23 protein-coding genes are annotated in these 22,186 nt (G+C 57.2%); 15 read left to right on the forward strand and 8 right to left on the reverse strand.

Going from position 1 to position 22,186, the window contains the following annotated elements; genetic code table 11:
* Positions 1-177 precede the first annotated feature (177 nt).
* The 8 genes from cspD (at position 178) to ACP2AU_RS01920 (ending at position 7,123) form a co-directional block, all read left to right on the forward strand.
* Complete coding sequence (cspD, locus tag ACP2AU_RS01885; RefSeq protein WP_426374075.1) at positions 178-489, forward strand: cold shock domain-containing protein CspD; 312 nt, start codon at positions 178-180, stop codon at positions 487-489.
* Positions 490-639: 150 nt separating this feature from the next.
* On the forward strand, positions 640-1,248 hold the full coding sequence (locus tag ACP2AU_RS01890) for a pseudouridine synthase (protein ID WP_426374076.1): 609 nt from the start codon (positions 640-642) through the stop codon (positions 1,246-1,248).
* On the forward strand, positions 1,245-1,694 hold the full coding sequence (locus ACP2AU_RS01895) for an NUDIX hydrolase (RefSeq protein ID WP_426374077.1): 450 nt from the start codon (positions 1,245-1,247) through the stop codon (positions 1,692-1,694). Before ACP2AU_RS01890 ends, ACP2AU_RS01895 begins: the two co-directional genes overlap by 4 nt.
* Positions 1,695-1,745: 51 nt before the next feature.
* Entirely contained in the window at positions 1,746-2,921 is a 1,176-nt protein-coding gene (gene mnmA / locus ACP2AU_RS01900) for a tRNA 2-thiouridine(34) synthase MnmA (RefSeq protein WP_426374427.1), read from the forward strand.
* On the forward strand, positions 2,918-3,538 hold the full coding sequence (hflD, locus tag ACP2AU_RS01905; RefSeq protein ID WP_426374078.1) for a high frequency lysogenization protein HflD: 621 nt from the start codon (positions 2,918-2,920) through the stop codon (positions 3,536-3,538). The genes mnmA and hflD overlap by 4 nt, the downstream gene beginning before the upstream one ends.
* Positions 3,539-3,617: 79 nt before the next feature.
* Entirely contained in the window at positions 3,618-4,985 is a 1,368-nt protein-coding gene (gene purB, locus ACP2AU_RS01910) for an adenylosuccinate lyase (protein WP_426374079.1), read from the forward strand.
* A 14-nt stretch (positions 4,986-4,999) separates the two neighbouring features.
* Positions 5,000-6,151, forward strand: a complete 1,152-nt coding sequence (locus ACP2AU_RS01915) for a JmjC domain-containing protein (RefSeq protein WP_426374080.1) — start codon at positions 5,000-5,002, stop codon at positions 6,149-6,151.
* Positions 6,152-6,154: 3 nt separating this feature from the next.
* Positions 6,155-7,123, forward strand: a complete 969-nt coding sequence (locus tag ACP2AU_RS01920) for a GNAT family N-acetyltransferase (protein ID WP_426374081.1) — start codon at positions 6,155-6,157, stop codon at positions 7,121-7,123.
* Here ACP2AU_RS01920 and ACP2AU_RS01925 read toward each other — a convergent pair.
* A complete protein-coding gene (locus ACP2AU_RS01925; protein WP_426374082.1) occupies positions 7,112-8,122 on the reverse strand; it encodes a LysR family transcriptional regulator in 1,011 nt (336 codons plus the stop codon). The genes ACP2AU_RS01920 and ACP2AU_RS01925 overlap by 12 nt on opposite strands.
* Positions 8,123-8,350: 228 nt before the next feature.
* On the opposite strand from ACP2AU_RS01925, the gene ACP2AU_RS01930 reads away from it, so the two are divergent.
* Together ACP2AU_RS01930 and ACP2AU_RS01935 are read left to right on the forward strand one after the other, a co-directional pair.
* Positions 8,351-9,121 carry a hypothetical protein gene (locus ACP2AU_RS01930; protein ID WP_426374083.1) on the forward strand — a complete coding sequence of 257 codons (771 nt, stop codon included), beginning with the start codon at positions 8,351-8,353 and terminating at the stop codon, positions 9,119-9,121.
* 46 nt (positions 9,122-9,167) lie between these two features.
* Complete coding sequence (locus ACP2AU_RS01935) at positions 9,168-11,516, forward strand: ATP-binding protein (protein WP_426374084.1); 2,349 nt, start codon at positions 9,168-9,170, stop codon at positions 11,514-11,516.
* On the opposite strand, the gene ACP2AU_RS01940 is transcribed toward ACP2AU_RS01935, so the two are convergent.
* Both ACP2AU_RS01940 and ACP2AU_RS01945 read right to left on the reverse strand, forming a co-directional pair.
* The gene (locus tag ACP2AU_RS01940) at positions 11,467-11,934 is read right to left on the reverse strand and encodes a MarR family winged helix-turn-helix transcriptional regulator (protein ID WP_426374085.1); all 468 of its coding nucleotides are present in this window, start codon (positions 11,932-11,934) and stop codon (positions 11,467-11,469) included. The two genes, ACP2AU_RS01935 and ACP2AU_RS01940, sit on opposite strands and share 50 nt — an antisense overlap.
* Positions 11,935-11,936: 2 nt before the next feature.
* Positions 11,937-12,422 (reverse strand): glutathione peroxidase, encoded by a 486-nt coding sequence (locus ACP2AU_RS01945; RefSeq protein ID WP_426374086.1) that lies wholly within the window; start codon positions 12,420-12,422, stop codon positions 11,937-11,939.
* A gap of 244 nt (positions 12,423-12,666) precedes the next feature.
* Here ACP2AU_RS01945 and ACP2AU_RS01950 point away from each other — a divergent pair, with 244 nt between their 5' ends.
* From ACP2AU_RS01950 to htpX, 3 genes are all read left to right on the forward strand, one after another.
* Positions 12,667-13,881 (forward strand): pyridoxal phosphate-dependent aminotransferase, encoded by a 1,215-nt coding sequence (locus ACP2AU_RS01950; protein WP_426374087.1) that lies wholly within the window; start codon positions 12,667-12,669, stop codon positions 13,879-13,881.
* A 12-nt stretch (positions 13,882-13,893) separates the two neighbouring features.
* Positions 13,894-14,367: a hypothetical protein gene (locus ACP2AU_RS01955; RefSeq protein ID WP_426374088.1), complete on the forward strand. Its 474-nt coding sequence runs from the start codon at positions 13,894-13,896 to the stop codon at positions 14,365-14,367.
* Positions 14,368-14,461: 94 nt separating this feature from the next.
* Entirely contained in the window at positions 14,462-15,343 is an 882-nt protein-coding gene (gene htpX, locus ACP2AU_RS01960; protein ID WP_426374089.1) for a protease HtpX, read from the forward strand.
* A gap of 57 nt (positions 15,344-15,400) precedes the next feature.
* On the opposite strand, the gene pdxB is transcribed toward htpX, so the two are convergent.
* Genes pdxB through ACP2AU_RS01975 form a run of 3 tightly spaced genes read right to left on the reverse strand, consistent with a single transcriptional unit; the run spans position 15,401 to position 18,406 of the window.
* A complete protein-coding gene (gene pdxB, locus ACP2AU_RS01965; protein ID WP_426374090.1) occupies positions 15,401-16,555 on the reverse strand; it encodes a 4-phosphoerythronate dehydrogenase PdxB in 1,155 nt (384 codons plus the stop codon).
* Positions 16,556-16,578: 23 nt separating this feature from the next.
* A complete protein-coding gene (locus ACP2AU_RS01970) occupies positions 16,579-17,847 on the reverse strand; it encodes a DEAD/DEAH box helicase (RefSeq protein WP_426374091.1) in 1,269 nt (422 codons plus the stop codon).
* 10 nt (positions 17,848-17,857) lie between these two features.
* Positions 17,858-18,406 carry an elongation factor P hydroxylase gene (locus tag ACP2AU_RS01975; RefSeq protein WP_426374092.1) on the reverse strand — a complete coding sequence of 183 codons (549 nt, stop codon included), beginning with the start codon at positions 18,404-18,406 and terminating at the stop codon, positions 17,858-17,860.
* 191 nt (positions 18,407-18,597) lie between these two features.
* On the opposite strand from ACP2AU_RS01975, the gene dsbD reads away from it, so the two are divergent.
* Positions 18,598-20,442 (forward strand): protein-disulfide reductase DsbD, encoded by a 1,845-nt coding sequence (gene dsbD / locus ACP2AU_RS01980; RefSeq protein WP_426374093.1) that lies wholly within the window; start codon positions 18,598-18,600, stop codon positions 20,440-20,442.
* A 3-nt stretch (positions 20,443-20,445) separates the two neighbouring features.
* On the opposite strand, the gene tusA is transcribed toward dsbD, so the two are convergent.
* Complete coding sequence (gene tusA / locus ACP2AU_RS01985; RefSeq protein WP_426374094.1) at positions 20,446-20,688, reverse strand: sulfurtransferase TusA; 243 nt, start codon at positions 20,686-20,688, stop codon at positions 20,446-20,448.
* A gap of 84 nt (positions 20,689-20,772) precedes the next feature.
* On the opposite strand from tusA, the gene ACP2AU_RS01990 reads away from it, so the two are divergent.
* The gene (locus ACP2AU_RS01990) at positions 20,773-21,066 is read left to right on the forward strand and encodes an antibiotic biosynthesis monooxygenase family protein (protein ID WP_426374095.1); all 294 of its coding nucleotides are present in this window, start codon (positions 20,773-20,775) and stop codon (positions 21,064-21,066) included.
* A 7-nt stretch (positions 21,067-21,073) separates the two neighbouring features.
* On the opposite strand, the gene rlmM is transcribed toward ACP2AU_RS01990, so the two are convergent.
* Positions 21,074-22,150, reverse strand: a complete 1,077-nt coding sequence (rlmM, locus tag ACP2AU_RS01995) for a 23S rRNA (cytidine(2498)-2'-O)-methyltransferase RlmM (RefSeq protein WP_426374096.1) — start codon at positions 22,148-22,150, stop codon at positions 21,074-21,076.
* Positions 22,151-22,186: the final 36 nt, after the last annotated feature.

A 22,186-nucleotide genomic window follows, 5' to 3' on the forward strand; every position in this document is an offset into this window, starting at 1 on the left:
AAATTGCCTGTGACGGCTCCGGGCGAACGATAAAACGCCGCGGATGCGGCACACAAAACAAATAATAAAGGAGCGCCTGCCTGGCCCTCTGCCGACTCCGGCCCTACCGGAGCGACCCACGCCAGAGCAGCCAGCAGCGCCTCCCGGTGAGACAACAAAGGAACAGGGGAGTTCATCATGCCAACAGGCAAAGTCAAATGGTTCAACAATGCCAAGGGATATGGCTTCATCATCGAAGATGGCTGCAGCGATGACCTGTTTGCCCATTTTTCATCCATACAGATGGACGGCTACAAAACCCTCAAGGCTGGCCAAACCGTCACGTTCGACAAAAAGCCCAGCGACAAAGGGGTTCATGCCGTGAACATCGTGCCTGACGAGGTGCCGGCCAAACATTCGGGGCAACAAACCGGAGTCGGCTCTCTGGATCAGACCAGCGAATCGACGGACGGCAACGAGCGCTACGCAGCACGCGCTGTCAATGGCTGACGCCGGCTCCTGAAGGGGCCTCCCAGCCACCCGCAGACTGGCGGGGCCTCCCTCCTGCAGAAAGTGCCGGCAAGGGAGCTAGTGCTTTTTAAACACAGTAGTTTGCAGTAGTCTTGGCCTTCTCGCGCATTTCAGGCACAGGACTTCATCATGGCGAAGCTGATTCTCTTCAACAAACCGTTTCACGTGTTGAGTCAGTTCACCGACGAAGGTTCCAGCCACCCCAGAGCCACTCTTGCAGACTGGATTGATCAACCGGGAGTCTACCCTGCCGGCAGGCTCGACTATGATTCGGAGGGGCTTTTACTGCTTACCGATCACGGCGCCCTGCAGCACCGCATAGCCTCCCCGACCAACAAGATGCCTAAAACCTATTGGGCCCAGGTGGAGGGTGAAATCTCCAGCGACGCCATTACCAGGCTGTGCCGGGGTGTGGAACTGAAAGATGGTCGCACCCGGCCGGCCCAGGCGGAACGGATTGAGCCACCCGCACTTTGGCCCCGGGTGCCGCCGGTCAGATTTCGCCAGAGTGTGCCGACAAGCTGGCTGGCTCTGACTCTTCAAGAGGGCAAAAACCGCCAGGTCCGCCGCATGACCGCCGCCGTCGGGTTCCCCACATTACGGCTTGTGCGCGCCAGTATCGGAGACTGGGCGCTCGACCAGCTTCAGCCGGGCGAATTTCGAAGCATCACGGTTAACCTGCCCGATACTCCCCCGAACACCCCCAAAAAAGCCAAAAGGAGACGACGCCAATCATGACCTGGAAACCCCATGCCACCGTGGCGGTAGTCGTTGAAGATCATCAGGGCCGTTTTCTTCTGGTGGAAGAGCTCAGCAGCGGCAAGGTGGTGTTTAACCAGCCGGCCGGTCACATTGAGGAAAACGAAGCCATCCTGGACGCGGTAAAACGTGAGACGCTGGAAGAAACCGGTTGGGAAGTCGAACCCACCTATCTGCTTGGCATCTATACTTACAAGGCGCCCTCCAACGGCGTAACCTACTACCGCTTCTGCTATGCCGCCAGGGCACTACATCAAGCCACCGACCAGCTCGATGACGGCATTATTGCGCCCCACTGGCTAACGCCGGCAGAGATAAAGCGTCTGGGCGACAAACTCCGCAGCCCGCTCGTCCTGCAGTGCATCGAGGATTACCGAAACGGACGCAAATTCCCTCTCGATGTCATTGTCGATGGACAGACGTAATCGGCGGATGATGTTACTATTAGCGGTTTTAAGCGGTATTCAGACGCCATGATCCAGACTCCCGATTCCCAAGCCCCCCAAGATACCCGCGTCATCGTCGGAATGTCCGGCGGTGTGGACTCTTCTGTCGCCGCCTGGCTCCTGAAAGATCAGGGTTACCAGGTGGAAGGCCTGTTCATGAAAAACTGGGACGAGGACGACGGCACCGAATACTGCACCGCGATGACCGACCTGGCCGATGCTCAGGCCGTCGCAGAAGCGATTGGCATCAAATTACATACCGCCAGCTTTGCTGCAGAGTACTGGGACCGGGTGTTCGAACACTTTTTATCCGAGTACAGTGCTGGTCGCACGCCCAATCCCGACATTCTCTGCAATAAAGAAGTGAAGTTCAGGGCGTTTCTGGACTACGCCGTGACCCTTGGCGCAGACTACATTGCCACCGGGCATTACACCCGCCAAAGACCGCTTCAGGACGGTAGCGGCAAAGCTCAGTTGCTGAAAGGGCTCGATCCCAACAAAGACCAGAGTTACTTTCTGCACGCCGTATCCGGTGACCGGATAGCACGCACTCTCTTCCCCGTCGGGGAGCTCGAGAAACCGGAAGTCCGTCGAATCGCCGAGGCCCAGGGCTTTGTTACCCACGACAAAAAAGACTCCACAGGCATCTGCTTCATTGGTGAGCGCAAGTTTACCGATTTTCTGAAACAGTATCTCCCGGCCCAGCCCGGCAACATTGAAACGCCAGACGGTAAAATTATCGGCCGGCATCAGGGATTGATGTATCACACCATCGGCCAGCGCCAGGGCCTTGGCATTGGCGGTTTGGCGGAGTTCGGCGACGAGCCCTGGTATGTCGCGGAAAAAGACCTTAGCCGCAACGTATTGGTCGCCGTTCAAGGCAAGCAGCATCCCCTCCTGTTTTCCCGGGGCCTGGTGTCCGGCCCGATCGACTGGGTCGCAGGCGCCCCGCCGGCACAGCAGTTCCGCTGCAAGGCAAAAACCCGGTATCGCCAGCCAGACCAGGACTGTGAAATCACCGTGATTGACGGTGGCGTAAAGGTCGTCTTCGACGAGGCCCAGCGTGCGGTTACCCCGGGCCAATCCGCGGTGTTCTACCTTGACGAAGTCTGCCTGGGTGGTGGTGTCATTGAAGAGACCTGGCGAGACGGAGAGGCCCTGCCCGAGCGATTCCGGCAAACCGAAGATGGGGGCTCTGGCTCATGAGCCATTCATTGCACGACCAGACACTGGCCCTGGGAGGATTGTGCCAGGCCGCTGCTCTGGTTCAACAAATCGCCCACAACGGCAGCTGCAATGAAACCAGCCTGGAAACCTGTGTTCGCTCTTTATTTGCGACCAATCCCGATTCCACACTCGATGTCTACGGCGGTGAAATATCAGATATCCGCGAGGGTCTGACCGTGCTCTCGACGGTGCTGGCACAGCATGGTCGCCCCCAGGACGTTGAAATCCTGCGATACGTTTTCAACCTGATTCAGCTGGAATCGAAACTGAAACGCGATCCCGAGATGCTCCAGGTAATCGGTAACCGCATTGACCAGGCCCGTCACACCGCCAGCCACTTCGGCTACAGCCATGGCAACCTCCTTGGCAATCTGGCCTCGATCTACGCCGACACCATCAGCACCTACCGCTTGCGAATTCAGGTGACCGGAAATCCACAGATTCTCCAGCGCTCGGAAAACGCCGACAAAGTCCGGGCCCTGCTGCTCGCGGGGATACGCTCGGCAGTGTTATGGCGGCAAAGCGGCGGCCACCGCTGGCAACTGCTCTTCAAGCGCAAAAAGGTCGTCAACCACGCCCGCGAGCTGCTGCGCTGATTCAACCAGCTGGCTGGTGTATCATAAGTGCCTTCAATTTTACGTCCCGATTTTTCTTTGATGAACTGAGAGGTTTTCGATGGAACTCACCGCCCTGACCGCTATTTCACCGGTCGATGGCCGCTATGGCAGCAAAGTTAGCGTCTTCCGCAGCATTTTCAGTGAATACGGCCTGATCCGTAACCGGGTAACTGTCGAAATCCGCTGGCTCCAGGCACTGGCGGCCCACCCTGCCATTACCGAAGTGCCCACGTTCTCCGCCGAAGCCAATGCCTTCCTCGATACACTGGTCAGCGAATTCAGCCTGGCCGACGCCGAGCGCATCAAGGAAATCGAGCGCACCACCAACCACGATGTCAAAGCCGTTGAATACCTGATCAAAGAGAAAATCGCCGCAGTGCCGGAACTTCATGCTGTCACTGAATTTGTGCACTTCGCCTGCACCTCTGAGGATATCAACAACCTGTCCCACGCCCTGATGCTGCGTGAAGGCCTGGATCACGGCCTGCTGCCGGCCATGGAAAAGGTCATTGATCAGCTGGCCGGGCTGGCAAAAGACCATGCGGACCAGCCCATGCTGTCCCGAACCCACGGCCAGACCGCCTCTCCCACCACCGTTGGCAAGGAACTGGCCAACGTGGTCTATCGCCTGCGTCGCCAGCTCAAGCAAATCCGCTCCGTGGAGCTGATGGGCAAGATCAACGGCGCAGTGGGCAACTACAACGCGCACCTTTCCGCTTACCCGCAGGTAGACTGGGCCGCCAATGCCAAAGCGTTTATCGAAAGCCTTGGGCTCGACTGGAACCCGTACACCACCCAGATTGAACCTCACGATTACATCGCCGAGCTGTACGACGCCATCGCGCGCTTCAATACCATTCTGATTGATCTGGACCGCGATATCTGGGGCTATATTTCTCTGGGCTACTTCAAGCAAAGGACGGTGGCCGGCGAAGTGGGCTCCTCTACCATGCCTCACAAAGTAAACCCGATTGATTTCGAAAACTCCGAGGGCAACCTTGGCATCGCCAACGCCATCTTTGGCCATCTTTCGGCAAAACTGCCGATTTCCCGCTGGCAGCGCGACCTGACGGATTCCACGGTGCTTCGCAATCTCGGCGTTGGCTTTGCCCACAGCCTCATCGCCTACGAGGCGACACTTAAAGGTCTGGGCAAGCTGGAAATCAACCCGGTACGCCTGAATGAAGACCTGAACCAAGCCTGGGAAGTGCTGGCCGAGCCCATTCAGACGGTGATGCGCCGCTACAACATCGAAAAGCCGTACGAGAAGCTCAAGGATTTGACACGCGGCAAGGCGATGACACCGGAAGTCATCAAGAATTTCGTGGAGACTCTGGACATTCCCGAGCAGGCCAAAGCTGATTTGCGCGCCCTCACTCCGGATAACTACATCGGAAACGCGATCGACCAGGCCAACAACATCTAGGCAGGAGTAACACCATGGATATGCTTGGCGGACTGACAGCCAATGAATTTCTGCGCGACTACTGGCAGAAAAAACCTCTGGTTATCCGCCAGGCCTTTCCCGGCTTCCAATGCCCGGTTAGCCAGGATGAACTGGCCGGGCTCGCTTGCGAGGAGGCCGTAGAGTCCCGCATCGTTCTCGAAAACGATGCTGGCAAACCCTGGCAACTGCATAACGGCCCGTTTACATCGGAACGGTTCAGCGACCTGCCCGAGCACGACTGGACCCTGCTGGTTCAGGGGCTGGACCATTGGGTACCGGAAATTGCCGACCTGCTCGATAACTTCCGCTTCATCCCCAACTGGCGGCTGGACGACATTATGGCCAGTTACGCGCCGAAAGGCGGCAGCGTTGGCCCCCACTATGATATGTATGATGTGTTCCTGTTGCAGGCCCAAGGCCACCGTCGCTGGACGTTCGGCGGACACTGCGACCATACCTCGCCCCGGGTAGAAGGCACCCCCCTGAGAATTCTGAGTAGCTGGGATGGCGAGGAAACCGTCACCCTTGCGCCGGGTGATATGCTGTATCTGCCCCCGGGCATTGGCCATCACGGCGTGGCGGAAGACGATTGCATTACGCTGTCGGTAGGCTTCAGAGCACCCACCATCGACGATGTATTGACCAGCTTTACCGATTATCTCAGCCAGAAAGAACAAGCGTCCGAGCACCTGGATGATCCCGACCTGTCGGTGCAGGCCAATCCCGGCACCATTGGCACGGACGTAATCGACCGGCTTGATGATGTTATTCGGGAGCAACTGGGCGATCGCCGCAATCTGTCCTTGTGGTTCGGGCAATTTGCCACCGCTCCCAAGAGCATGGACATTGTCGTTCCGGCCGAGGAGCCGGCCGACTCGGAGGACCTGGCCAACGCGATCCGCGCCGGAGAGCAGCTGCGCTGGAATGAAGGCTCACGATTTGCCTATCATGAACTGGACGATGAAACCGCCCTGTTTGTGGATGGCGAGCAGTATCTGCTCAAGGGCGATGCCCGGCCGTTGGCGCCACTGCTCTGCGCCCGTTCGCGGCTCGATATGGCGGCGTTGGCAGAGTTTTCCGGCGACCAGGCCTTGCTGGGCCTGTTAACAACACTTTACAACCAGGGTTCGATTTATTTCGAGTAAGCCATGGACCTGAGATTTCGAAAATACAGTTGGCAACTGGCGCCGACGTCGGTTCGCGACATTCGCCAACAGGTGTTTATCGACGAACAAGCCGTACCATCGGAACTCGAGTGGGACGACACCGACGAAATTGCCGATCATTATCTTGCAGTGGATCGCTCAAACCAGCCGGTTGCCACGGCCCGGATGTTCTCGGCCCTGGAAGAAACCGGCTACATCGGCCGCATGGCTGTGTTGCCCGGGGCCAGGGGTAAAGGTGTGGGAGAGGCGCTGCTCAGGCACCTGATTGCGGAGTCTGCGGGTCGCTACCAGGAACTGCGCCTGTCTGCCCAGGAACATGCCACCGGCTTTTATCAACGGTGTGGATTCCACGTCTGCTCGGTCGTGCCCTACGATGATGCAGGCATCCCCCATCTCGATATGCGCTGTCTGGCGCCGGACCTTGCCCATGGTGTGCAGGGCCAACGGAACAGTCCACTGATCCTGGGAGCGGATCAGGACTCCTGGCTGTTCGACCAGCCTTCGTCCTTTATCAGCCTCATGGATTCGCTGGTCGGCCAGGCCGGCCAAAGGCTCTGGCTGTATGATCGTGCTTTGGAGCATGAATTTTACGACCGTCACCGATTGCGCGAGCTGGTGTCCGCCATCGCCCGCCGCCATCGCCTGAGTGAAGTACGCCTGCTGATTCACGACGACAAAGCTCTGGTGCAACGGCGGCATTCGTTAGTGGAATTGATGCGACGGCTCACCAGTCGCATCGAACTTCGGTTGGTAAACGACGATTACCCCACTGAGGACCGCCCCTTCCTGCTGGTCGACCGGGAGGGCGTGCTTTGCCGCCACAGCTTTAACACCGTCGAAGGGTTCGCCGATTTTTCAGCCAGGCGCAGAGTCAGGCTTATGGAGGAGGCCTTCCAGAAAATGTGGGATGCCGCTCGCCCATCCATGGAATTGCGTGAGCTACCGATCTGATCGGGACACCGTAACCGCTTGTGGCGATTCAAAACTTGCCCCGAACGGCGCAAATTCGTCATCGACTTCTTCCGCGACCTCCACAATCAGACGACGCAACCACTGATGATCCGAGTTGTGCTGGAGTAACGGGCTCCATGCCATTTTGAGCTCAAAGGGTGGAATGGCAAACGGCGGCACCTTCACCACCAGGTTGGCGTTATCCTTCTGCAACCACGCAGCGCGTGAGGGCAAGGTGGCAATCAAATCATGCTGCTCTGCCAGCAACATGGCCACCTGATAGTGCCGGGTAAACACCGATATCTGACGCTTTCGGCCCATCCGGCCCAAAGCTTCATCTACCCAGCCCAATCGCTGCACATCTTTCGGGTTCACCCCCACGCCAACCCCGAACCCGGTTTTACTGACCCAGATATGGCTGGCATCCAGATAGGTATCCAGAGTGAACGGTTCAACCAGAATCGGATTGCGGGCGTTCATCAAACACGCAAAATACTCCGTCCAGAGGGTTTTCTGATGAAACGACTGCGGGATTTTGTCGAAACGGTTGATGGCCATATCAAGACGCCCCTGCTCCACGTCCAGAAAGCTCACATCACTCGGCGTAAGAACGTCCAGGGTTACATGTGGCGCTTCCTGGCGGATACGGCGCAAGACCCGTGGCATGAGGCAGGATTCCGCGTAATCGCTCGCCATGATCCGAAACACACGCTGACTTTCGCCGGCGGCAAACGGTGTTTTCTCCTGCACAGCCTGTTCGATGTCAGAAAGAATGGCCCGAACCAATGGTTGCAATTCCCGGGCCCGCTCGGTCGCGGTCATGCCCTCGCTGGTTCGCACCAGCAAAGGGTCGCCGAACAAGTCCCTCAGTCGTCGCAGGCCGTTACTCATGGCAGGCTGGGTAATGCCCAGGTGATTGGCAGCTTTGGTCACGTTGCGCTCTCGCAGTAGCACATCGAGATACACAAGCAGGTTCAGATCAACGCGGGAGATATCCATGCAGGGCCAGACCTCAAAGCCAAAAACGCAATGTATTATTCATTTCCGCAATATACCGCAAACCCAGGATTCATGTCATAAATGCAAAATACGCCAGGATTGCAACCAGAGGCGGACGGACTGGCGAATTTCTGCTAGGCTTTCAGGGCGTTACTGAATAACATCGGGGGTCTGCTTATCGCCCCCCGGGGTCTGTCTTTCATTCAATCCGGAGCCACCTCCCACATCATGGATACCACGACCATTGTGCTGCTGCTTGTCGGGATCGTTGCCGTTTCCCTGGCTATCATCGTGTTCAGCCAGATGCGGGAAAAAGCCAGGATTGAGCGAGTTCGCAAGATGACAACGCAGGAAGACGCCTATAATAAGGCTTACCGCCTGCTTACCGAGATTCCGGGCCAGTACCTTACACCCGATATCAAGCTGTTACTGCTCAAAAGAATGGACGAGGCCTGCCGGGCACTGGCCGCGCTGAAAAGCGAACAGCCGGTTCAGCAATGGCGTGAAAGCGTTGCGCAAACCAAAAAGCAGGTGCTCGAGAAAAACGACCACCGCCCGCAGGTCAAAATCGATTCACCGCAAAAAGCCACCTATGTCAAAGACCTGTTGCAGTCGCTGTTCAAGCTGATTGAGACCATGCACAAGTCAGGCGGGATTGATGCCGCCACGACCAAAAAGAATCTCAAATACGTGCTGTTCCTGGTACATAAAACCCACGCAGACCTGCATGTATTTCAGGCCAGAGATTTCATGCGACAAAACCAGATACGCAAAGCCATTCATGCCTATCATCTCGCCAGTACCGAAATGGGCAAATCGCGAGATAACCCGTTGGCTATGAAAGCGGTAAAAAGCTTCCGCACCCGAATCAAGGAACTGGAGGAAATGAGCGCCGGAGATAACGCGGGCACAGAGAGCCATTCCAAACTGGACAAGGAATGGGATAATTTCCTGCAAGACGATGATATGTGGAAGAAGAAGGCCGATTACGACGACTGACTTCCGGCCCCGCAAACACCAGAAACTTCAAGGATGACCGGACAACGTGTTTGACAGAATCAGGCAACGACTCTCTTACCGCCTTACCCGCGACACAGTGCTGGTTGCCATGGCGCTGGGCCTGGTTCTGAATCTGCTTCAGATCACCCTGGATTACTTCACAGCCAGGGATTCCATGGAAAGCGAAGTGCGCGCGCTGATCAGCATCAGCCAGAGCCCCGCCTCCCAAATCGCCTACAACATAGATGTGCGCCTTGCCGAGGAACTGCTTGACGGCCTTCTGCAGCACCCGGCGACCATTGATGCCCGAATTATCGATAGCGATGGCCAGACCATGGCAGCCGCCAGCCAAAGCAGCCCGGTGTCACGCTATCGCTGGATAAGTGATCTGTTGTTTGGTGCCAGCCTGGTGTTCAACAAAGAACTGCAGGTTCCACAACTGGCCGATCTGCCGCTGGGCCAACTCGTCGTCACTGTCGATACCTATCATTATGGCATCCAGTTTCTCACCCGTGCCGCCAACACTCTGGTTATCGGGCTGCTCAAAAGCCTGGCATTGTCCGGGGTCCTGCTCGCCATCTTTTACTTTGTCCTGACCCGCCCGATGATGAATGTCATCAATGCCTTGAGCCAGGTTCGCGCGAGCTCTCCGGAAAAGGTGCGGCTTCCTATCCCGGAGAACCACAAAGGCGATGAAATCGGAACCATGGTCGGTATCATCAACGAACACCTGGCCAATATGGAAATCAGTGTTGCCAGGCTGCGCTCAGCCGAAAGCGCCATGAAAAACTATTCCAGCCAGCTTGAGCGTGAGGTGGAAGATCGGACGCGGGAAATTTCGGAGAAGAATGAGGCGCTCCAACGCGGTAACCGGGCCCTGGTTCGCGCAAAAGAAGACGCGGTTCGCCGGGCCCGGTCCCGGGCGAATTTTCTTGCCAGTATGAGCCATGAGATCCGGACACCGCTGAACGGAGTTCTGGGGATGCTGGGGCTTGCACTGGAAAGTGAGCGGGACACCAGCCAGCGCAATCGGCTGGAAATTGCGCTCAACGCCGGGGAAAGCCTGCTCGGCCTGCTTAACGACATTCTGGATATTTCCAAAGTAGAGGCAGGAAAATTGTCTCTGGAAAGCATTCCCTTCAGCATGAGAAGCCTGATTGAGGAGTGCGCCACCCTTCACGCCCAACAAGCTCGACGCAAGGGCATCAATCTGGTGAACGAAACCACACCCGATTTACCGGAACACTTTCTTGGCGACCCCACCCGAACCCGCCAGATTCTGAACAATCTGCTCAGTAACGCCATCAAGTTCACCGACGACGGCACGGTCAAGGTTCGAACCAGTTGGTCTGGCGGCAGCTTGCGGCTGGAAATTATCGACACCGGCATTGGTATGTCGCGGGATGGCCTGCACCGGATTTTCTCACCGTTTTCCCAGGCCGATACCGACACAACCCGGCTTTACGGGGGCACCGGGCTCGGGCTGACACTCTGTCGTCAGCTGGTTGAGCGTATGCACGGGCAAATACTGGTGGACTCGAAAGAAGGCTCTGGCACCCACTTTACCGTTACTTTGCCACTTCCGGTTTATCAGGGCGATCAGGCAGGCATAACCACAGAGTTGCTGCAACGCATTGCCCGTATCGGTGTTGCCATGGCGCTGCCCCAGAGTAACCCCCACCGGCTGACCATTGAATCCCAGTTGCGCGCCTGGGGCGTCCCGGTGCGCAGTGCCAGCCGGCATCCCGACGGGATATTGCTGATTGATGCTGCCAACTCAACCAGCGAAAACCTGGCATTTGCCAATGACTGGCGCGGTGAAGGCGTCATCCTGGCTGACCAGAGCGGCACTGCAACCAGCCACCATCCAAGACACTGCATACTTGCACTCCCCCTGCGCCGCGACGATCTTTTCCGATGCCTCTGCAGCGCAGCAGGGATGGACGCCCGCCCACCCGCCGGCCAGGCCGACGCGGCCACCGGCGACACTGCTTCGCCCACCCGAGCGCTCGATATACTGTTAGTTGAAGACAACCAGGTAAATCAGTTGGTGGCCTCCAGCCTGCTGAAAAAACTCGGACACCGGGTAGACCATGCCGAGAATGGGCTCAGAGCGTTGGAGGCTTTACAGAACAAAGCGTTCGATCTCGTTCTTATGGACTGCCAAATGCCGGTTATGGACGGATACGAAGCCACCCAGGCGATTCGGAAAAATCCTGAGTGGCAGTCGCTGCCCGTGATTGCGGTAACGGCCAACGTCATGCAGGGCGACCGGGAGGACTGTCTTGCATCGGGAATGAACGACTATATCACCAAGCCTTACAATCGCGACCAGCTCAGGGCCGTTATTTCGCGCTGGTCTCAGACGCCTCCAGAACCGCCAACAGGCTTCTGAGCTCCTGGCGGAGCGAGAGAAGCCTGTCGGGCTCTACCTCCAAACCACAGAGCAATTGCTGCGGAACATTGGCAGCTTTTTCACGCAAGGCCCGCCCCGCCCCGGTCAGGCATAAGCGAACCACCCGCTCATCTTCAACATTCCGGGCCCTCTGCAACAGCTCACGGTGTTCCAGGCGTTTGAGCAACGGCGTCAGGGTGCCTGAATCCAGTCTCAACCTGGCCCCCACATCGCTAACCCGAGGCTGACTGTCGCTGGCATCGGCTTCCCACATGACCAGCATCACCAGATACTGCGGATACGTCAGGCCCAGCTCTTTCAGCATTGGACGGTACCGGGCTGTTACAGCCCGGTTTGCCGCATAGAGGGCAAAGCAGATCTGGTTATCCAGCGCCAGCATCTGATCATCTTCGGCCATAGTCAGAGCAGCTTTTCAATATCTGCACGGATATCCTCGGGTTTCGCGGTAGGCGCGTAGCGCCGCACGACCTGCCCTTCCCGGTTAACCAGAAACTTGGTGAAATTCCACTTCACCTTTTCAGAGCCCATCAGCCCCCTGGCCTCCCGCTTCAGAAAACGGAAAAGCGGATGGGTGCCATCGCCGTTGACGTCAATCTTGGCAAACATCGGAAAGCTGACGCCGTAATTCAGGGAACAGAACTGGCTGATCGCATCGTCATTGCCCGGGTCCTGGTTCATGAACTGGTTGCAGGGAAACCCCAGCACTTCAAACCCGCGCCCTCCCAACTCATCATAAAGCCCCTGCAGCCCCTCGAATTGCGGGGTAAAACCGCATTTTGAGGCCGTATTCACGACAAGCAGAACCTTGCCTTCGTAGGCCTTCATCGAAACATCCTGCCCTTTTATGTCTTTGGCACTGAAATCATAGATGGTTTCGCTGGACATCTGGTCACTCTCCCGTGTTGCTTATTCGTGGCATCGTGCATTCAATTAGATTGTGCACAATCTAATTGCTAACAACAAGCCCATTGCCGATCCACGCCCTTATTAATCACATACGACTTCAAGAAACCGTCGTAAAGGGTCTGCATTTGGCCACAATTCCACACAATTGCCCCTGTTACCCCGTAGCGTCCGTCCGCTAGAATATGGGGCTCGTTCAGATTCTTAGCGAAGGACCCAGACTCCCATGCAGAACTTTTTCAAATCCGCCAAGCTCGACAATGTCTGTTATGAAATTCGGGGCGTGGTTCTGCGTGAGGCGCGTCGGCTGGAAGAAGAAGGACACCGGGTGCTGAAGCTGAACATAGGCAATCCGGCAGCCTTCGAGCTGGACGTACCCGAGGAGATCCAGCAAGACGTTATCTACAATATGAATCAGGCTCAGGGCTATGTTGAATCCAAAGGCCTGTTTTCTGCCCGGAAAGCGGTGATGCATTACTGCCAGCAGCGGGGGATCGCCAAAGTCGATATCGACGACATCTATCTGGGCAACGGTGTCAGCGAGCTGATCGTCATGTCCATGCAGGCTCTGCTGAATACCGGCGACGAAGTCTTGATCCCGGCTCCGGATTACCCGCTCTGGACGGCGGCGGTTACGCTTTCCAGTGGCAAACCGGTCCACTACCGGTGCGACGAGCAGCAGGACTGGTTTCCCGATATCGACGATATCCGCAAAAAAATCACCAGCCGAACCCGCGCAATTGTTCTGATCAACCCGAACAACCCCACCGGCGCCGTCTACTCCGAGGATTTATTGCACCAGATCCTGCAGCTTGCGCGGGAGCACAACCTGATCATTCTTTCAGACGAGATCTACGACAAAATCCTGTTCGACGGCACCCAGCATACCTCCATTGCCTCACTGGCAGATGATCTGCTGTTCCTGACGTATAACGGTCTTTCCAAGAACTATCGGGCGGCGGGTTACCGCTCGGGCTGGATGATCATCAGTGGTGCCAAGCACCGGGCCCGTGATCTTATTGAAGGCATTGATATGCTCTCCAATATGCGGCTGTGCGCCAATGTGCCGGCGCAGCTGGCAATCCAGACATCGCTGGGCGGGTATCAATCCATCAACGATCTGGTTGCGCCCGGTGGGCGCCTCTACGAGCAGCGCGAGACGGCCTGGCGAATGCTCAACGACATTCCCGGTGTCAGTTGCGTCAAACCCAAAGGCGCGCTCTACCTGTTCCCGAAACTGGACCCGAAGCGCTTTCCGGTCGTGAATGACGAAAAGCTGGTTCTGGACCTTCTCCTGCAGGAGAAAATTCTTCTGGTTCAGGGCTCGGCCTTTAACATCGACGACAAACAACATCTTCGCGTGGTGTTCCTACCCAGACAGGATACGCTGGCCGATGCCATGGGCCGCCTCGGCAACTTCCTTGAACACTACCGCCAGTAATCCGGAGACTGTATGGCCGACCTCCACATCGAGGAATTCTACAAGGACGTTGCAATCGCACTGATTCAACTCTACACCGCGTTCCCGAGGCGGGTGAACCTGTTTGTCGAAGACATTGCCGGCCCGGACGAGCCCGACGAGTTCGGTCTGCACAGCAAGCGCCACATGGCCTGCTTCGGGGCGCTGCTCTGGCTGGCCGAAGAAGGCCTGCTCCGCTATGTCGATACCATTCGCCAGGAAGCGCTGGACCAGGCCGTATTAACACGAAACGCTTTCGTGCGGCTGAGCGCCCCCGCTCCGCAAGCGCTGTTGCGGGAACTTACCACGGGATCCGGCGAGCCAGAATTGCCGCCGTCCGTACAAAAGGATCTCTCGACCTATATCCATACGCTTCGTTCGGCGCTGAAAAGCGGCAGTTCCAGCGGAATCAGCCTGGCCGTGCAGTCCACGTTTTTTAACGACGCCTCCAACCCGTCAGTTCATTAAATACCGTTAAGACTCTTGAAGCGCTGAACTGGCACCACATATAACGGTCAGTAGAACAATCCGTCTTCCGGTAAGTAGATACAGGATAAAACCTATGCGCATTCTGCTGTTCCTGGCCACCAACCTGGCCGTCATTCTGGTCGCCAGCTTCACCCTGCGATTGCTGGGTGTCGACAGCTATCTCGGCCGGCAAGGCATTGATTACGGTTCGCTTCTGGCGTTCGCGGCCGTTTTTGGTTTCGCTGGTGCATTTATATCCCTGCTGCTGTCGAAACCCATGGCAAAGTGGAGCACCAGGGCACAGGTGATCAGCTCGCCGCGCACGCCCGCCGAACGCTGGCTGGTTGAGACCGTCGCCGATCTGGCGAAGAAAGCTGGCATTGGTATGCCGGAAGTTGCCATCTTTCCGGCTCAGCAATCGAACGCTTTTGCCACGGGCTGGAATAAAAATGATTCGCTGGTTGCTGTGAGTGAAGGCCTGCTCAGCCGCTTTGATAAAGACGAAATCCGGGCGGTTCTGGGCCATGAAATCGGCCACGTGGCCAACGGCGACATGGTGACGCTCACGCTCATCCAGGGCGTGGTCAATACCTTCGTGATTTTTGCATCGCGGGTGATCGGTTCGTTTGTGGATCGCGTGATCTTCAAGAATGAAAGCGGACACGGTATCGGCTTCTTCGTCGTCAGCATCGTGGCAGAAATCGTTCTGGGCATACTGGCCAGTACCATCGTGTTCTGGTTTAGCCGTCGCCGGGAATATCGTGCCGACATCGCGGGTGCGCAACTGGCAGGGCGGAGTGCCATGATCAGTGCCCTGGCCCACCTGAAACGGGAAAGCGAGGTTCCGGACCAAATGCCCGATACGCTCCAGGCCTTCGGGATCAATCGGGGGGCTCGTGAGGGTCTTGCGGCGATGTTTATGACCCACCCACCGCTGGACGACCGGATTGCAGCCCTGCAGCAAGCCAAACTGTAATAGACGACAAAGGGCGCCCCACGGGGCGCCCTTTTTTCGGCGGTCAGACTTGCGGCATCAGATTTTCAGCTTGAACCCGATCGACCTGAAACTGTCCTGAAGGGACTTGCTACTCCCCTTGAGCTGAACTTTCAAACTCGAACATTCACGGCGCACCGGGTAATCCCGGCGCAGCTGGTCAAACGCCCTGGCGCGGTCTTCGGGATTGCCGCTCATACTCAGGCGCAGCCGGGCATCGTCGCGGCGCGGGTCGTAGCAAGCCCGGAGGGCAACCTGTACCGCCTCGTTTTCATCAGCGCTGCTGGTAAACGACACCTTGCTCAGAGCCGGCTCGGGCAAAAACTGCCCGGATTTCTTGCGCACAGGCAGCCCCAGGTAGCGGCAGAGCGCCTGATAAATCATCTCCGTACCCTGCATCTTGCCCTCAAGACTGTACCCGGCAATATGAGGCGTGGCCAACCAGACCCTGTCTACCAGGTCTGGCTTGATGTTCGGCTCATGCTCCCAGACATCCAGTGCCACGGTTGGGGCATCAGTTTGCCGGAGCTGCTCAAGCAATGCCTCGCCGTCGATCACCTCCCCCCGGCCGGCATTAATCAGCAGCTGATCCGGGCCCATCATCGCCAGCTCTTTCGCTGCAATCATTCGGTGCGTGGGGTAGGCTCCGGCGCGGGTAAGGGGTGTGTGCAACGTTACCACGTCGCACTCCAGAACCTCTGCCAGCGACACGAAAGCATCCGTTTGCTCCGGCTCCGCGTCCTGCCGCGGTGGGTCACACAGCTTTACCGTGAAATCCAGCCGCTGAAGCATACGAGCCAACTCTCCCCCCACGTTGCCCACACCGACAATGCCAATCGTCTGGGAGGACCAGTCAGCCAGGCCCCGATGCTCAGCATGAAGCGACAGCACCGAAAGCACGTATTCGGCAACACTGACTGCATTACAGCCGGGCGCTGCGGCGAAACCGATACCCTGTTCCTGCAGCCAACCCTGGTCTACGTGATCGGTGCCAATGGTCGCTGTGCCAACAAATCTGACCCGCGAGCCCTCCAGCAATGCACGATCAACCCGGGTCACGGAACGAACCAGCAGAACATCGGCATCCTGCACCTCATCCCGGGTCAGAGTTCTGCCATTGACCCTGCGAATCTCACCAATGTCACCGAAAAAGGAATCCAGTAACGGAATATTTTCATCCGCAACGATCAACATAACCGCTCTCTTCTCAGCAAGTGTTAATGACGACGGGGCCGGGAACCACGATTACCGCCCTGAGGCCGGCGACCACCCCGTTTCCGGGTGATGGGTGCATTGTCCATGGCAACTGTCAGAGTCTCGTCAGGCACGGCCGTTTTCAGCTTCTGGCTGATGTATTTTTCGATCTCCGGCAAGGCGAACGCATCCTCTTCGCCAGCAAAACTCACCGAAACGCCGGTACTGCCGGCGCGACCGGTACGACCAATCCGGTGAACGTAGTCTTCCGCGTTCTCCGGCAGGTTGTAGTTGAATACGTGCGTCACACCGTTCACATGGATGCCGCGGCCAGCAACATCGGTGGCAACCAGCACCTGGATTTGCCCTTTCTTGAACTGGTCCAGCGTTTTCAGGCGTTTGTTCTGGGCAATTTCCCCTGACATCAGGGCGACCTTTATACCCTGATTTTTGAGGTCTTCTTCCAGGTCGCGGCACTGATCACGCCTGTTGGCGAAGACAAGGGCCTTTTCCACCTCCGGCCGCTTCAGGTAATTCACCAGTACCGGCAGTTTTTCATCGTCGGACACCAGAAACACGGTCTGCTCTACCCGCTCAGCGGTTTTTTGCTCCGGCTCGATTTCTACGAATTCGGCGTTACAGGTCCACATGGAAGCCAGGTTGAGGACATCCTGGTTGAAGGTGGCACTGAACAGCAGAGTCTGTCGCTCATCCTTGGGCGTGCACTTGCGGATAATGCGTTTGACGTCCGGGATAAAGCCCATATCCAGCATCCGGTCGGCCTCGTCCAGAATCAGGATATCGAGCTGGTCCAGAAAAACATCCTGAGAGCCGAGGAAGTCAATCAGACGGCCCGGGGTTGCCACCAGAATATCCACGACCTCGTTCTGCAACTGTTCACGCTGCTTGTCATAGTTCATGCCACCCACCACGGTGACCACATTATGGCCTGTGTACTGGCAAAGCTGCTCGGCGTCTTTGGCAATCTGCATGGCCAGCTCCCGAGTGGGCGCCAGCGCCAGCACCCGGGGCTCGGAGGCAAAACGGTCTTTCGGATCGATGGGGGTCTCCAGCAAAGACTGGATGGCCGTAATCAGAAAGGCAGCGGTCTTGCCCGTGCCCGTTTGCGCCTGGCCAATGAGATCTTCACAGGCCAGCGTCCATGGCAGTGTTTCTGCCTGAATGGGGGTGCAATATTCGAAGCCGATCCGGCTGATGGCATCCAGCAACCGCTTGTCGAGATTGAGATCGCTGAAGCGTAAATCGCCGGTATGCTTTGGGTCTGAGGTCATAAGAGTTCAATTATCCTTGATTATCGTATTCCGACTCTGCAGCTGACAGACGGCTTTGTAACCGGGCCCAATCTTCATCTATACGGGTAGCGGTGCCATAGAACTGCATGAGCGATTCGTAGAACTGTTGTGCACGCCGGGGCAGGCCACAGGCAAGGTACTGGTTTGCCTGAGCGAGTACCTTCAGGCAGAAAGCGCCCTCGTTTGCGGCACCTCCTCCGGCGAGGTTATCAACACTGATGTGGAAGCGGAATCCCGCTGCCAGGGAGAACAGACATTCGATGGCCTGCGGCTTGACTTCCACCTGCTCGAACGCCTGTTGCTGTTTGGGAGTACGGCCATCCGGACAATACCAGTATCCGTAATCGTACAGTGTGCGCCGCTGCTCACCGGCGATGCACCAGTGCGCAATCTCGTGCAGGGCACTGGCATAAAAACCGTGGGCAAACACGACCCTGGCAAACCCTTCGGGCTCGCTCGCAGGCAGATATTCCGGTTCTGTGTTGCCCCTGGCCAGGACCGTCCGGTGCGATTCCCGGAACAGGTCGTTGAACAGCATGATAAGATCGTCTGGATTGTGATTCATCGGTTGGCTATTGTGCGACTTTAACGCAACCAATACCAGTGGGAACTTTATCGTTACCGATGTGTCCATTGGCATCGAACCACTCTCATGCATACCAGACTCAGGAAATAACCGCCTCCATGTCAGCTGTCCCTGCCCTCAGATCTTGCTTCCGAAAACTGCCTATGCCTCTGTCGCTCGCCCTGGTGGCGATATTATCGATGATAGCGCCCGTGGTCTCGGCACTGGGGGCGGGCAGCAACAGCCTGTTTGGCGACAGTGAATTTCTGCCGGTCGATAAAGCGCTGCCCTTTGATTACACCACCGATAAAGGAGCCGTAACCCTCTCCTGGAACATCACGCCGGGGCATTACCTCTACAAAAAACGCATACAGATCACCGGGACGACCGATGGCGTCCAGATTGGCGAGCCGGTGTTTTCGCTCCCCGGCACGCTGACCGAAGACGAGTTCTTCGGGGAAACCACCGTTTTTTTCGAGCCGGTGCAGGTTCAGGTGCCGGTCAATCTTCCTGAAGGCGTACGCGAGGCAGAACTGGAGGTTACCTATCAGGGCTGCGCGGAAGCCGGCTTGTGTTACCCGCCCCAGACCCGAAACGTCCTTTACTACCCGGGCGGCAGTGGCTCAACCGAACCATCCCCGGCGCCTGAAGCCCGGAACCCTGCCGCTGCATTAGCAACCGATACGGCCGATACCTCGACCGCCACCGGGATCGCCGGATTCCTGTCCACACAATCCATAGCGATGATCGCAGGCGTGTTCTTTCTGCTGGGCCTCGGGCTGACCTTTACACCCTGCGTCTTGCCGATGGTGCCGATCATTTCGTCTATGGTCTCCGGGCGCAACACCAGAACAACAGGGCACGCGCTGCTGCTATCGGGGAGCTATGTCCTGGGCATGGCGCTGACTTACGCCACCGCCGGCGTTGTTACCGGGTTGCTGGGGGCCAGTTTCAATTTGCAGGCACAACTTCAGTCGCCCTGGGTACTCAGCGTGTTTGCCGGCCTGTTCGTGCTGTTTGCACTTTCCATGTTCGATCTGTTCGAGATTCAGTTGCCCCGGTTTATCCGGGAATCACTGAACGACGCCAGCCAGCGCCTGACCGGGAGCCGTGTCGCCAGTATATTCGGTATCGGGGCGCTCTCTGCGCTGATTGTGTCGCCTTGCGTGTCAGCGCCGCTGGCCGGCAGTCTGTTGTATATTTCGACCACTCAGGATGCGGTCATTGGCGGCGTGGCCCTGCTGGCACTCGGGCTGGGGATGGGTGTACCACTGATTCTGGTTGCCGTGGGCGGGCGCAAGCTGTTGCCGAGTTCCGGCCACTGGATGACTACGGTGAAACACGTTTATGGCATTCTGCTTCTGGCCGTTGCCATCTGGCTGGTTGAGCGCCTGGTGCCCGGATGGCTGAGCCTGACGCTGTGGGGCTTGCTGATTGCGATTACCGGGGTTCAGCTCGGCGCCTTCGACGCTGCAAAGGCCGGCTGGCAGCGCACCCGCAAAGGCCTGGGACTGGTTATGTTCGCCTATGGCCTGGCGTTACTTGCAGGTGCTATCAGCGGGGCCAACGACCCCCTGAAACCTCTGGCTCCGTTTGTCGCCTCCGCCGCCCCGGGCGCACCCAATACCAGCGTAAACCATGCCGACTTCCAGCGGGTAGAGTCCCCGGACCGCATCCGCTCCCTGCTCGCCGCTGCCAGGGAACAGGGGCAACCGGTGATGCTCGACTTTTATGCCGACTGGTGTATTTCCTGCAAGATTATGGAACGCAACGTGTTCAGCGACCCACAAGTGATCCAGGCCCTGACTTCCTATCAGTTGCTCCAGATTGATATGACCGATAACACACCGGATCAACAGGCATTGCTGGATGAACTGGGTTTGTTCGGCCCCCCTGCCATTCTGTTTTATCAGGGCAGCGGCAGTGAACTGGTCGATGCGCGCGTATTGGGAGAAATGGATCGGGACCAATTCCTGAATCACCTGGACGGGGTTCAACAGAGACTCTGAGACTCACTCCTGGCAACGGCGGATAAGGTACCGGAATTCACCTTCGGATTCGTTCTGGCTGAGCAGTTCGTGCCCAAGGAACTGGCAGAACCGGGGGATATCACGGGTAGTTGAGGGGTCAGTCGCCAGGACTCTGAGCACTTGCCCGACCTCGACATCCTGTATACGGTTATGCAACATCATGACCGGCTCCGGACAAAAAAGCCCCCGGGCATCCAGCTCGGCGTGATAGTTGTGATCGGACAAACCTGACCTCCTGCCTTTGGCATGATTTTTCGGAATTCGATGCTAAATTATTGTTTATCGCCGCGAAAATAAAGGAATAAAACTATGATACGGGTACTCATTGAACGCCACATCGCAGAAACTCTGGAGTCCGCTTATGAAGACAGGGCCCGAAGAGTACTTCAGCAGGCCGTGAGCACACCAGGATTCATCTCCGGCGAGACATTGGTGGACAGTAACGACCCGAACCATCGCATCACCATGGCCAACTGGCGCTCGGCAGCAGACTGGGACCGCTGGTATCACTCTCCGGAACGCCGGGAACTGTTGGCGGAACTGACGCCCATGATGGATCGGGACGAAATCATTACCGTGCTCCAGCACAGCGATATGCCGTGAAAAAGCCTTAATCGAGACGCTCTATAAAGCAGGTGATCTCTTCACGGTCATAGTACAGGTGGCGAGCCTTGATCTGGCATTGCACGCCGGCTTTTGCCAGTCCCTCCTGTAATATGTCACGGCAGACCAGCCACTCTTCGTAGCGTTTTTTCATGGGCAACTTTAAATTGAAGACGGTGTAGCGGCACAACTTGCCACCCACCCAGTCCAGAGCGAGCCGCGCGGTTCGCCTGGGCTTGTCGACAATATCGCAGACCATCCAGTCAACCGCCCGTTTCGGTTGCCAGGCATAACCATCGGCGCGCACGTGTTCCACGTGCCCCGAAGCCATAAGGTCCGGATTCATGGGCCCGTTATCCACCGCCGTTACCATCATGCCCTGCCCGACCAGTTGCCATGTCCAGCCTCCCGGGGCTGCACCAAGATCCACCGCTTTCTTGCCGCCACCCAGATATTCCAGCCTCCGGTGCTCCGGAATAAACACTTTCCATGCTTCCTCCAGTTTCAGCGCAGAACGGCTCGGGGCAGATGCAGGCAGCCTTAATCTCGGAATACCCGACAGAAATTTCGACCGGTTACCCGCCAGGCTCACTCCCACAATAACGGAGCCAAATCCCTGCAGCAGCACTTCGAGACGATCGCCACCGGCATCTGCGGAATCGGCTGCCAGTAACCCTGAATTCCGGAGACCGCGCGAAAGAGGCGCCGTCCACTTGCGGGCAAAATTGCCAAGATCCCGATCGTCATTGGTCTCTGGAAGACGTATTTCCAGCCTGGCTACCTCGCCCGCCTGCCAACCGAACTCCCGGAGAAAATCAATGACTGCCCCAACACGATCCTTCTCCGGCAGCGGACAATCGCCAATGATCAGGAACCAATCTCGCGTGAACACCAGGTCGTCGAGCGCAATCCGCTGCATCAATTCATGACCCGGCTCGGGCCCGCCCAGAACAAACCGCACCAGACCAGCATTTTTCACCGGCTGAAAATAGCCGTACAGGCCACGTGCAGCGGCCAAGTCCATCAATTCCTGGCCCGCCTCGGTCTCGAAACCGGGCCGGCACATCAGCATTACCTGTTGCATTACATTACCTTGTGGGTGACCGCTGTCAGGATTCTG

The organism is Marinobacter sp. VGCF2001 (assembly GCF_049943275.1).
Lineage (GTDB): Bacteria > Pseudomonadota > Gammaproteobacteria > Pseudomonadales > Oleiphilaceae > Marinobacter.

Bases quoted from the DNA above. Each gene is read 5' to 3' on its own strand.
- cspD (WP_426374075.1), top strand. From the start codon at position 178: ATGCCAACAGGCAAAGTCAAATGGTTCAACAATGCCAAGGGATATGGC.
- ACP2AU_RS01890 (WP_426374076.1), top strand. From the start codon at position 640: ATGGCGAAGCTGATTCTCTTCAACAAACCGTTTCACGTGTTGAGTCAG.
- ACP2AU_RS01895 (WP_426374077.1), top strand. From the start codon at position 1,245: ATGACCTGGAAACCCCATGCCACCGTGGCGGTAGTCGTTGAAGATCAT.
- hflD (WP_426374078.1), top strand. From the start codon at position 2,918: ATGAGCCATTCATTGCACGACCAGACACTGGCCCTGGGAGGATTGTGC.
- purB (WP_426374079.1), top strand. From the start codon at position 3,618: ATGGAACTCACCGCCCTGACCGCTATTTCACCGGTCGATGGCCGCTAT.
- ACP2AU_RS01915 (WP_426374080.1), top strand. From the start codon at position 5,000: ATGGATATGCTTGGCGGACTGACAGCCAATGAATTTCTGCGCGACTAC.
- ACP2AU_RS01920 (WP_426374081.1), top strand. From the start codon at position 6,155: ATGGACCTGAGATTTCGAAAATACAGTTGGCAACTGGCGCCGACGTCG.
- ACP2AU_RS01925 (WP_426374082.1), bottom strand. From the start codon at position 8,122: ATGGATATCTCCCGCGTTGATCTGAACCTGCTTGTGTATCTCGATGTG.
- ACP2AU_RS01930 (WP_426374083.1), top strand. From the start codon at position 8,351: ATGGATACCACGACCATTGTGCTGCTGCTTGTCGGGATCGTTGCCGTT.
- ACP2AU_RS01940 (WP_426374085.1), bottom strand. From the start codon at position 11,934: ATGGCCGAAGATGATCAGATGCTGGCGCTGGATAACCAGATCTGCTTT.
- ACP2AU_RS01945 (WP_426374086.1), bottom strand. From the start codon at position 12,422: ATGTCCAGCGAAACCATCTATGATTTCAGTGCCAAAGACATAAAAGGG.
- ACP2AU_RS01950 (WP_426374087.1), top strand. From the start codon at position 12,667: ATGCAGAACTTTTTCAAATCCGCCAAGCTCGACAATGTCTGTTATGAA.
- ACP2AU_RS01955 (WP_426374088.1), top strand. From the start codon at position 13,894: ATGGCCGACCTCCACATCGAGGAATTCTACAAGGACGTTGCAATCGCA.
- htpX (WP_426374089.1), top strand. From the start codon at position 14,462: ATGCGCATTCTGCTGTTCCTGGCCACCAACCTGGCCGTCATTCTGGTC.
- pdxB (WP_426374090.1), bottom strand. From the start codon at position 16,555: ATGTTGATCGTTGCGGATGAAAATATTCCGTTACTGGATTCCTTTTTC.
- ACP2AU_RS01970 (WP_426374091.1), bottom strand. From the start codon at position 17,847: ATGACCTCAGACCCAAAGCATACCGGCGATTTACGCTTCAGCGATCTC.
- ACP2AU_RS01975 (WP_426374092.1), bottom strand. From the start codon at position 18,406: ATGCTGTTCAACGACCTGTTCCGGGAATCGCACCGGACGGTCCTGGCC.
- dsbD (WP_426374093.1), top strand. From the start codon at position 18,598: ATGCCTCTGTCGCTCGCCCTGGTGGCGATATTATCGATGATAGCGCCC.
- ACP2AU_RS01990 (WP_426374095.1), top strand. From the start codon at position 20,773: ATGATACGGGTACTCATTGAACGCCACATCGCAGAAACTCTGGAGTCC.
- rlmM (WP_426374096.1), bottom strand. From the start codon at position 22,150: ATGCAACAGGTAATGCTGATGTGCCGGCCCGGTTTCGAGACCGAGGCG.